Origin of the sequence: Endozoicomonas montiporae CL-33 (genome assembly GCF_001583435.1) — a bacterium.
GTDB classification, from domain to species: domain Bacteria; phylum Pseudomonadota; class Gammaproteobacteria; order Pseudomonadales; family Endozoicomonadaceae; genus Endozoicomonas_A; species Endozoicomonas_A montiporae.
In genome coordinates this window covers 755546-766737 of sequence record NZ_CP013251.1, presented here as the reverse complement: position 1 = coordinate 766737, position 11192 = coordinate 755546, and the positions used below count along the sequence as shown (strand labels likewise).

Below are 11192 nucleotides of genomic sequence, written 5' to 3'. Positions count from 1 at the left end.
TATAAAAAGCAAAAGGGTGGGCACTGCCCACCCTTGTTATTTCTGCCTGATGCTTTTCAGTCAAAAGGATTTCCATCAATGTCTCTTTTTAACCAACCTTTTACCCAAAAAGGTTTTCTGAAGTTACCCTGGCAAGGCACTAGCTTTGCCAACGGTATACATCCGGAAGACCATAAAGAACTGACCGAGCATAAGCCTATACGGCGAATGCCGTTTTCTAACAAAATTATTGTTCCCCTGTCGCAAAGCATTGGCGCACCTGCCAAACCGATCGTGACCAAAGGTCAGGATGTTATGCGCGGAGAACCCATTGCCGAAGCAGGTGGTTTTGTCTCTGCCCCCATTCATGCGCCAGTAACCGGTACGGTCTCTGCGGTGGATGAACTGGTCTCCATGCCTAATGGCAGCAAAACGCCCGCCATCCTGATTGATACCTGGCCTTCCTCGGACCAGGCCATCCGTTATCTGCAGCCGCGTGATACCAAGGTCATGTCTGCTGATGAACTGGTTAAGGCAGTACAGGATGCCGGCGTCGTAGGGCTGGGCGGTGCAGCCTTCCCGACTCACGTCAAAATGAAAGCACCCAAAGGTAAAACCATTACCACTCTGGTGGCAAATGGTTGCGAGTGCGAGCCTTACCTGACCTGCGATCACCGAACCATGCTGGAGCAAACCGATAACCTGTTGAAAGGTTTGCAGCTGGCCATGGTCACTTCGGGGGCTGAAAAAGCCATTATCGGTATCGAAGATAACAAGATGGACGCGGTTGAAAAAATCCGTGAGGCCATTAACAAACAACAACTGACTAACATCACCTGCGAAGCCGTACCGACCTGTTACCCACAGGGTGCAGAAAAAATGCTGTTGAAAAGTCTGCTGGGACTGGAAGTACCTGCGGGCGGTATTCCTGCTGATATTGGCTGTGCTGTTTTCAACGTGGGCACACTGGCGCAAATTGGTGAGCTGGTGCCGGAAGGTCGTGGACTGATTGAACGAATCGTCACCGTGAGTGGTCCCGGTGTCAGCAAACCCGGCAACTACATTATCCCTCTTGGTACACCACTGCCGTATGTCCTTGAACAGGTAGGTGCCATAGAAAAACCCGGCATGATTATCCTGGGTGGCCCCATGATGGGCATGAGTATCGCCACCCGTGATATTGCCACTACCAAAGGCATTACCGGCATACTGGTGTTTCCACCGGAACAACTGCCCTGCTGTAATGAACCTGAAATGCCCTGTATTGGCTGTCGCGCCTGCGTTGAAGCCTGCCCTATGTACCTGAACCCTTCCATGCTCGGCAAGCTGGCTGACGTCAGCCGTCATCAGGAAATGATGGACGAGTATCATTTGATGAACTGTTTTGAGTGTGGCTGCTGCAGTAACTCATGCCCCGCCAACATTCCCCTGACCCAGAAAATCCGGGTCGCCAAGCAGTCCATCCGTCAAAAAGCTCGCAATGCACGATAAGGGTGGAAGACTATGAATAACAGCCTTGAGCGAAATAAGAGCGCTCCCTTAACCATTCGCACTTCGCCACACCTGAAGAAGGTGCTGACGGTGCCACAGATCATGCGCAATGTGGTGTATGCCCTGCTGCCTATTTGTGCATGGTCAGTGTGGCAGTTTGGCCTGAGCGCACTGGCACTCATCATTATTACCACTCTGTCGTGCATGGCAACGGAACAGCTGTTTACAGCTATTTCCGATAAAAAAAGTACGCTTTCCGATTACAGCGTGGTCATTACCGGTATTCTGCTGGCACTGACACTGCCACCGGGCTTTCCACTATGGATGGCGGCGGTTGCCGGTTTTGTAGCCGTTGCGCTGGGCAAAATGTTGTTTGGTGGCCTCGGGCAAAATCCGTTCAACCCTGCACTGGTGGGTCGTGCTTTTGTACAGGCAGCCTTTCCGGTCTCTATCACCACATGGACACCCGGCTTCCTGCCTGAACGCTTTTCGTCGTTTATCCCGTCCAGTCTGGCGTTGCCGTTTATGTCTCCGGCTGACAGTAGTGCGTGGATTGCCGGTCAAGTAGATGCTTACTCCAGCGCTACACCACTGTCGTTGTTCAAGTTTGAACAGGTGACCACCAGCACATCGGATCTGATGCTGGGTATGGTCAGTGGTTCAGCCGGTGAAACCTCGGCTCTGCTGGTGCTGCTGTGCGGTGGTTTCCTGATTGCCCGTGGCATTATGGGCTGGAAAATTCCTGCAGCCGTTATTCTGGGTGCGCTGCTGACCGCTACACCGTTCTGGCTGATGAATGCCGACATTTATCCATCACCTCTGTTTGTTATTTTCTCTGGCGGCCTGATGCTGGCAGCAATGTTTATGGCAACCGATATGGTGGGAACACCTCTGACGCCAACAGGCATCTGGATTTACGGTTTATTCATTGGCTTTATGACCGTCATTATCCGCTTGTTTGGTGGTTTGCCGGAAGGTGCTATGTATGCGGTTCTGGTGGCAAATGCCCTGGCACCGTTAATTGACAGCGTGACTCAACCAAGAGCCTTTGGTACTTGTGCCCGTGGTGCCGGCCTGAAACCACAATCCCGGGAGGAAGCATGAGCAGTAACGATATTCCTCTGACCGAGGTACCTGCCAACACACCGATGGAAGAGCAGCCAGTAGAACAGGCAGCACCTCAGACACCGGTGATGGCGATGTTCCGCACCCTGACACTAACCGCATTGCTGTCGGGCTTTCTGGTGGTCATGGTCGTTCAATGGGCAATGCCGTATATCGAAGCCAACCAGAAAGCGGCCACGGAAGCGGCAGTCTTCAATGTGGTGCATGGTGCGACCACCAGCCGCTCTTTTGTGATCTCGGAATCCGGCATCGTTCCGGTAGAACAGACCGATAAAGACGGCTTTGTTATCTACGGTGGCTACGATGCCAGCGGTGGTCTGAAAGGGCTTGCCATTCCTGGCGTTGCCTCCGGTTATGCCGGTCCGGTGTATATCATGTTTGGTTATCAGCCTGAGCTGGAAGCGATTACTGCTTATCAGGTGTTGACCATGACGGAAACGCCGGGACTGGGTGACAAGGTACTGACTGACGAGGACTTCCTCGCCAACTTTGATCGTCTCGATGCCCGTCTGTCTGCCGATGGCTCGGCACTGGCAAACGACGTTGTCACGGTAAAAAGCGGTACCAAACAAAATGCCTGGGAAATTGATGCCATCAGTGGCGCCACCATTACCTCCAATGCCATTGGCCAGGCGGTTAACCTGAGCGCACAACAATGGCTGCCGGTGATTCACCAGCATCTGGATTCATTAACTCTCAATTCTTTAACAGAGAGCGAGGCAAGCGAATGATTAGCGTGCCGAAGAAAAAACAAGAGTATGAGAACGTCACGCCAGATACCTTTCTGCGTGGCCTGTGGCGGGAAAACCCGGTCTTTGTGATGTTACTGGGCATGTGTCCGGTACTGGCTGTAACCAACTCGGCTATCAATGCCATCAGTATGGGCTTGGCCACCAGCTTTGTACTGCTGATGTCTACCGGATTGATCTCGCTGGTTCGTAATCTGATTCCCAAGCAAGTTCGCATCGTGACCTACATCGTCATTATTGCGTCGTTTGTGACCATTGTTGATTACATCATTCAGGCCATCAGTCTGGATCTGTATAACGCTCTGGGCGCATTCATTCAGCTGATTGTGGCGAACTGTGTGATTCTGGGTCGTGCGGAGTCCTACGCTTCCAAGCAGAAGCCTGTTGCCTCCATGGTCAACAGTCTGGGTACCGGTGCAGGTTTTACACTGGCACTGTTCAGTCTGGGTTCGGTGCGGGAAATCCTCGGCGCGGGTGCGTTGTTCGGCATCAATATCATGCCTGCCGGTTTTGAACCCTGGATCGTCATGCTGTTGCCTGCCGGTGGCTTCTTTGTATTGGGTGCGTGGCTGCTGTTGTTTGCCTTTGTTCGTATGCGCAAAGAGCAAAAGGACGCACAGGGTGAAGAGCAATTTAAAGGGGAGGCTTTAGCCCATGGAAAGTGAAAGCCTGTTCAGTATCTTTCTGAATGCAGCCATTGTCAGTAACTTTGTGCTGGCAATGTTTCTGGGTATCTGCCCGTTTCTGGGGGTGTCCAACAAACGAGACACCGCCCTGAACATGGGACTTGCCACAACCTTTGTAATGTTGGTGAGTTCGGCCAGTGCCTATGTCATTAACCTGCTGTTGATCGCACTGAACATCGAGTTCCTGCGATTGATCTGTTACATCGCTGTCATAGCCTCGTCGGTTCAGCTGGTCGAGATGTTTGTGAAGAAATTCAGTCCGGCACTGTTCCGGGCACTGGGTATCTTCCTGCCATTGATTACTACCAACTGTGCGATTCTGGGTCTGGCGCTGTTTCAGACCAACCGTGGCTATAACTTCCCGCAAAGTGTCGCCTTTGCCCTGGGAGCCGGTGCAGGTTTCAGTATCGCATTGCTGCTGATGGCGGGTATTCGCGAAAAGCTGGAACTGGCAAAAACGCCGTCTGTCGCTCAAGGGGCAGCCATGACCCTTATGATTGGTGGCGTTCTGTCACTGGCGTTTATGGGCTTTGCCGGACTGGGGGCCTGATGCTGTTTCAGATGTTAACGGCAGTGGTTGTACTGATGCTGACCATGGCGGGTTGGCTGGGTGTACAACAACTGTACCGTAATTTTGAAAAGAACAACCCGGAATGTGGACCATTCCGGGAGGATGGCGGGAATACCGCTTGCAAATGCTGCGCTAATCGCCATTTGTGTCAAGTCAACAGAGCTTGATCTCACCGTTCCAGAGCACTTTCAAAACAGGAAGGTGCTCTGAAGCAACTACGCCTCTTTAATATCACAAGAATTAACGTTTCACAGGCAACACGGGCTTATTACTCACTTGCGTACGCTTGATTCCGAACACCCTGTGAACTAAAACCAGCTCCACCTCGCTGTTTCATTTTTTTAATCGTAATACCACCTATAGCTGTCATTACGACAACCACAGAAACTACAACGCCCACAGCAATACCTGCAATTGTACCTTTACTTAATGCCTGCTCCGGCTTTGAGGACATTGTCAGTTGATCCAATACAGTTGTCGTTGTCGTTGTCGGGTCTTGATAAGTGTAATGAACCAGAATTTTAAACTGTGTTGAAGCAACCACCTGATTCTCATTTAGCCTGACAAGGCATTGATTATTTTCATCCAGTGTTCCGATAAAAGAAGACAGTGGACGATAAGCAGGAACAGGACTGGTCAGATTTCGTCCAGAAGGTAATATTTCTGTCGCATTGAAAACAGAGCCTGTTGGCTGCTTTCTCTCGTCCGACAAATTAACCAGACATGGAACCGGGTCAGAGACAGGAGACCCGGTTGACCCAATCATCTCTTGCTGATTATCCCGGCTGTTAGTGCTGAAAATAAAGTGTTTTCCAATGTTTCCATCCCAGTCATGCCAGCGATACAGTTTTAGCAAATTGCCTTGAAGCGCCTCAAAATGGTTAGCATTGGTGATAGTCAGTATCTGATCTTCCGTTGGACAGATACATTCACTGGATGAAATATCAAGGGTACACACCTGCGATGAGGAGGCTGGCTTGCAGATACCTAATGGTTTGCTTCCTTGCTTAAACACTCTGGCTGCGCCCTCGGAGCCCTTCCCCCAGCTGAACAGCCTGTTTTTACCTGTACCCACATGACTGACTATAAAATCCTTTAAAAATTCTATGCGAGCACAATAAGTAATGTTATACAGCTCTCGTTGCAGATTATTTTGAGAAAATGTTTCAGAAAAACTGCCATAACTAACCAGACCTATTTGCTTTCTGACACCATTTTCAGTGATGAAATAAGGACTGCCAGAATCACCATAAAAAGCCCCTTTACCTCCATTAGTGAATTTTCCTCCGCAGAGGATGCTTTTGAACAAAGGAGCAAAAACAATATTCTCACCCCAGCAACGCCTTTTGGTCATGGCCGGGGCAATCACTTTATTCAACTGCCCTCTGCTTTCATCACCGGTTAACCCATAACCGGCAGCAGTCGCATCGGCGTAATCACCTTTTTCGATATCATCATCAGAAACATCCCGATACGTTAACCGCATGGGTTTTATGCGCTCAAGACCTTCCGGCAGTTGAACTTCAAGCAGGGATGCGTCGTTTATCATGATTCCTGACAATTTTTCGTAACCACCTATTTTCCAACCTTCGTACTGGTACACTCTGGCAACCGGTATATTATCCATGTGCCGGTCATGGTAGTTCCGCATCGACAATTTAATGTTCTTTTCTTCTCCCGCATAAGCACAATGAGCGGCTGTCAAAAACCACGCCAGCTTGGGTTCAGTCGTTCGGACATCAATCAATGTAGCGGTACAGCTCGACCTTCCATAACGTGTTTCTTTTTCAAAAAAGGCTATTTCAGGATAAGTGTCCATCGGTACTGGGTCACCGCCAAGAATTCTCTTTACGCGGTGATTAGCCTTACAATCATCAGCCAATAAAACACTGCACAAGACTACTGCCAAAAAAGGATATTTTATAATCATTGCCGTCTCTAACTTTTAATTTGTTTATGCAGTGTAGTCCTGAATAGCTCTCTTCATTCTTTGTAGTATCTGTTTCGTTTTATTGAATACCTTGATAATGAAAAGCCCTCATGAAACAGGGCTTTTCATTAATCACATCACAAAATAGTACATAGCGGGCATTCGTTCGGGTTATAGGGATCAGGATCATTGTCGTCTGAATCGGAGTACCGGCAACCGCTATCAATCCGGAACAGTGCCTGCCCCTGAAGATAGATAGGTTCCCGGTTCAGCCAGTCAACCGGATGCCTGCCATGTCCCCACATGTGTCTATTCCGAACGGCTTCCTGTGCACTGCTCCGGTAACGCTGGTACTCTTCGCTGGATACTCGATACCCCATAAACTCTTCCAACTGCCGTTTGGTGAAAATGGTGCTTTCATCGAGGTTATCCAGTACCTGATCAACGGGTCCCAGCAACGCTGCTGCAAGGTAAAGCCCAATAGTGTAAGGAATGAGTCCACCATGATGATCATAAACTTCTTTCCGTTCTGAGAAATAATCGTCCACTACCTGTATCCATCCCAGGTCCGTGTCTTCATCCAACCCATTCATCCACTGAATGCAGCTTTTTTTGTCCGTACACGGCATCAGACCAATAGGGAAAAATTCGGCATCCCTTTCCCGTCGAATTTGTCTGATCAGGTTAATGAAGCCCTGAGAGCCAGACGCGCCTGCGGCATAGTCAGTGGGTTCTCCGTCCGTAAATATATAAACGACCGTAGGCCTCTGTTGACTTTTGGCGTTTTCAAAACTGTCTTTTAAAGCCTGGTTAAGGGGCGTGCCATAGGACGGTTGAAGAGAATCAACAAAAGTACGCAACGCCGCTTCCTTATCCCTCACGCTCATGTCACCGGAAATATACTGGGCTTCAAACCGGTTCAGACATCGAATGGTGATGCCCTGTACCGACACAGCAGCCAGCAGTGGTATGATAGCCCGCAGCCGGAATTTCAGCTCCTCCATTCTGGACAACTGAGGACAACCGTTTTTTTCGTACGACAAACCGGTATCGGACTCTCCCATTGATCCACTGTCGTCAACAATCAAATAGATATGATACTCTCTCAGCCTTGAAAGCTTGCTGGTAATACCCACCGGGATTTTCAGTGATGAAGCCGCTTCGATCACAGCTGCCTGCGACTTCCCAAGCAAACCCAGCTCTCGGGTTGACTCTGGAAGCTGTTTAACACCGTTACGTCTAACCCATGGATTAACCTCCCGCACCTGCCCTACACTCGACGCAATTGGTAGAGTCGGTTCCTGAACCAGCTGACCATTTCGAATGACCCAAGTTAGCCGAGGCTCGACAGCCCAAGGAACATAACCACCATTTTCAACGGCTTCCTGATAGCTAGGAGGAGCATCGGAAGGCGGAGCTGAAGGTGTTTTTGACGACTGGCTATTCTGATCAGGCAGATGCACCATGCCATTAACAGCCCCCTTGTAGACATGGCGGGTGTCCAGCTCAACATCACCATTATATCGGTTCGCCTCTGCAACCATTTCCCCGTCACCGATGGATTCATCCTGATCCCGTGCAAAAGCCGGTTCCAGGTCGCCTTCATCCCGTTCCCGAAATGCAGCCGCCTGCTGCTGCCGGTAAACCTGCTGCCCTTTAAAATCGTCCGGGTCAGCCGGAGGTTCGGGTACCGAAGCGGTTTCCTGCCTGTCCCTGTGGAGGATTTCAATAACCTGTTGCGAAACGTCGTCCCGGTCGCGCAGTTCAAACTCGGAAACATCCTGTTCTTCCAGAACCTGCAATAATTCCTGCCGCTTTTCACGTTCTTCTTCCCAAAATTCAGGCCATGGTTTTTGTAGCAGCGATTTCGGCTCCTGCTCCTGACGGGCGGGAACAGACCCGGAAGAAATCGTATCCGAATCATCCGGCGGCAAGAGGATGCCGTGAGTTTCCGGGGTTACGGTCATCCCATCAACCAGATCAGAGATCACTTGCGACTTCATCATCTGTTCGGGGTCAGCCCCGCGAAACAACGGCAGGTTGCCTGCACTACCGAAGCCCCCGATAGCGCCCGCTGGCTGATGCTCTACACCGATCATGCTCCAGCTCTGGGCAGGCAACCATAAAACACAGAGCAGCAATACGTTTCGAACCGGAAGCTGATTCCAGATCATCATCTTATTCCTCTTTAATTCAGAGATATGAACTTTGAAAAACATTCATTGCTGCAGCCCACTGACTATAGAAACTAATAACCGACTGACAAGGTCAGGTACTCTGTCATTCAGATTTGGTTCAGCTTGAGGAATGATTCAGCTTTCGTCTAAAATCCGCTGGCAAACAATAATTCAACAAAATGCACCCTGTTCCCTGTCTCTTTGCCGTGCCTTATTGGGCTCCTGTCCCCGCCGATAACAGAGAACAGTTTGACTTTTCAGGTAGATATCGTGATCGAATTAACAACCAATAAAGCAGCCAGTCTGAAAAGTGACCTGCTGTCCGGCCTGACCGTTGCCCTGGCCCTGGTTCCCGAAGCAGTCGCCTTTGCCTTTGTTGCAGGTGTTGAGCCTCTGGTGGGTCTTTATGCCGCCTTTATGGTCGGGTTAATTACTTCGCTCATTGGTGGTCGGCCCGGCATGATTTCCGGAGCCACCGGAGCGCTGGCCGTGGTAATGGTGTCTCTGGTGGCTGCCCATGGTGTTCAGTATCTGTTTGCCACCGTTGTATTAATGGGCATTATTCAGGTGCTGGCAGGTGCCCTCAAGCTGGGTAAATTCATTCGAATGGTGCCACACCCGGTGATGCTGGGTTTTGTGAACGGTCTGGCCATTGTCATATTCCTTGCCCAACTCGGACAGTTTGGTGTAGCAGGCGAAGCTGGCTGGCTCAGTGGTACTTTTCTTGAAGGCAGTGTGCTGGATGTCGCCTGGATTGAAGGCACCGAACTCTACATGCTGATCGGTCTGGTGGCTCTGACCATGGCGATCATTCATTTTCTGCCAAAGCTGACCACGGCAGTGCCATCCTCTCTTGCCGCTATTGTCGTGGTCAGTGCCGTAGTGATTGCTTTTGGTCTGGATACCAAAACCGTTGGTGATGTTGCCGGTATTGCCGGAGGACTGCCTGAGTTCAGTATTCCCATGGTGCCTTTTAACCTTGAAACCCTGTGGATTATCCTGCCCTACTCACTGATTCTGGCTGCCATTGGCTTGATTGAATCGTTACTGACCCTGCGCATGGTGGACGAGATTACCGAAACACACGGCAGCTCAAACCGGGAATGCATCGGTCAGGGCGTTGCCAATATTACCACCGGCTTCTTCGGCGGAATGGGCGGCTGTGCCATGATCGGACAAAGCATGATCAACGTGAATTCAGGCGGACGTGGTCGTTTGTCCGGCATTTCGGCGGCACTGTTTCTGCTGGTGTTTATTCTGTTTGCGTCGTCTCTGATTGAACAGATTCCCATTGCGGCTCTGATCGGTGTGATGTTTATTGTTGTGATTGGCACTTTTGAGTGGAGTAGCCTGCGCATCATGAACAAAATCCCGAAAGGGGATGCCTTTGTGCTGATTCTCGTTTCCGTAGTCACCGTATTAACCGACCTCGCGGTTGCCGTTATCACCGGCGTTATTGTGTCTGCCCTGATCTTTGCCTGGGAACACGCCAAGCATATCCGGGTGGAAAAACAGGAAGACCACAAAGGCTCCACCGTTTACAAGGTGCATGGTCCGCTGTTTTTCGGCTCTACCACAGCATTCCTGGAACAGTTCAAACCACAGGAAGCCGGTAAAGATGTCATTATTGATTTTGCCGATTCCAGAGTCTGCGATCACTCCGGTCTCGAAGCCATTGATACGCTGGCAGAGCGTTATCTGAATTCCGGCAAAACCCTGCACCTGCTGCACCTTAGCCCGGATTGTCGCCAGTTACTGAAGCGGGCAGGCAACCTGGTTGAGGTCAATGTCATTGAAGATCCGAAGTATTTTGTGGCGACCAATGCCTGATCTTTCATCCTGCTGAACAGACTCTTATTGCATCACATCTCGCACACTAACGACCCAACTACTGAAAACCAGTGGTTGGGTCGCTTTGTTTTTTCCTGTCAAAATTTGACTCAAATCCATAAAACGACTGTTAACTGACGTTATAGTCGAGTCATCATCCACCAGAAGTTACAGGGATTGTAACCAGAAGAAGGAACTGCGCAGTAATCCTGACCAACAGTTACCCATTACAAAAAATACAGGAGGGGGCTTTATGACCAGCCTTTCTGACCCAAAAGACACACATCTTGATATGGACATCCACGCCGGTGATTTGCCGGAAGCGAGGGAACGACTTTATCAGTTAACCGCCCTTATCCATAAGATTGAAACAGACCCCTGCCTGATTGACTACGAAACGGAAATTCTTGAAAAGGACGCCGTTATTCACGCTCATTTTGATTTTTGCTGCGCCGCCGAAAAGCTGATTTTTCAGTTGAATACTGAATTTAACAGCAAGTATAAAAAGCTGGGCGAAAACGCCTGACTCTACGCGACTGAACTCATGAAAATGCACTTTTATTTTCATCAGTGAGTAAAAGTGCATGAAACTGAAGATTCCAAACTTTTGATCCAGATTAGCCGTTCACCTGGAGACTGATGGTAGGATATACC

The 11192-nt window shown here is 49.9% G+C and carries 9 protein-coding genes; 7 read left to right on the top strand and 2 right to left on the bottom strand.

The window, feature by feature from the left end; translation table 11 throughout:
• Positions 1–78 precede the first annotated feature (78 nt).
• Genes rsxC through EZMO1_RS03405 form a run of 5 tightly spaced genes read left to right on the top strand, consistent with a single transcriptional unit; the run spans position 79 to position 4580 of the window.
• Entirely contained in the window at positions 79–1470 is a 1392-nt protein-coding gene (gene rsxC, locus EZMO1_RS03425) for an electron transport complex subunit RsxC (protein WP_051790736.1), read from the top strand.
• A 12-nt stretch (positions 1471–1482) separates the two neighbouring features.
• On the top strand, positions 1483–2574 hold the full coding sequence (locus EZMO1_RS03420) for an RnfABCDGE type electron transport complex subunit D (RefSeq protein ID WP_051790734.1): 1092 nt from the start codon (positions 1483–1485) through the stop codon (positions 2572–2574).
• Complete coding sequence (locus EZMO1_RS03415; RefSeq protein WP_201772255.1) at positions 2571–3326, top strand: RnfABCDGE type electron transport complex subunit G; 756 nt, start codon at positions 2571–2573, stop codon at positions 3324–3326. The genes EZMO1_RS03420 and EZMO1_RS03415 overlap by 4 nt, the downstream gene beginning before the upstream one ends.
• Positions 3323–4009, top strand: coding sequence for an electron transport complex subunit RsxE (gene rsxE / locus EZMO1_RS03410; protein WP_034879693.1), 687 nt, complete (start codon positions 3323–3325; stop codon positions 4007–4009). The genes EZMO1_RS03415 and rsxE overlap by 4 nt, the downstream gene beginning before the upstream one ends.
• Complete coding sequence (locus tag EZMO1_RS03405) at positions 3999–4580, top strand: electron transport complex protein RnfA (protein WP_034879691.1); 582 nt, start codon at positions 3999–4001, stop codon at positions 4578–4580. Before rsxE ends, EZMO1_RS03405 begins: the two co-directional genes overlap by 11 nt.
• A gap of 289 nt (positions 4581–4869) precedes the next feature.
• Here EZMO1_RS03405 and EZMO1_RS03395 read toward each other — a convergent pair whose 3' ends face one another.
• Complete coding sequence (locus EZMO1_RS03395; protein WP_034879689.1) at positions 4870–6420, bottom strand: trypsin-like serine protease; 1551 nt, start codon at positions 6418–6420, stop codon at positions 4870–4872.
• A gap of 248 nt (positions 6421–6668) precedes the next feature.
• The gene (locus tag EZMO1_RS03390) at positions 6669–8708 is read right to left on the bottom strand and encodes a vWA domain-containing protein (RefSeq protein ID WP_145912450.1); all 2040 of its coding nucleotides are present in this window, start codon (positions 8706–8708) and stop codon (positions 6669–6671) included.
• Between the two features lie 270 nt (positions 8709–8978).
• Between EZMO1_RS03390 and EZMO1_RS03385 the strand changes: the two genes are divergently transcribed.
• Positions 8979–10538 (top strand): SulP family inorganic anion transporter, encoded by a 1560-nt coding sequence (locus EZMO1_RS03385; RefSeq protein WP_034879685.1) that lies wholly within the window; start codon positions 8979–8981, stop codon positions 10536–10538.
• Between the two features lie 253 nt (positions 10539–10791).
• Complete coding sequence (locus tag EZMO1_RS03380; protein ID WP_034879682.1) at positions 10792–11064, top strand: DUF406 family protein; 273 nt, start codon at positions 10792–10794, stop codon at positions 11062–11064.
• Positions 11065–11192: the final 128 nt, after the last annotated feature.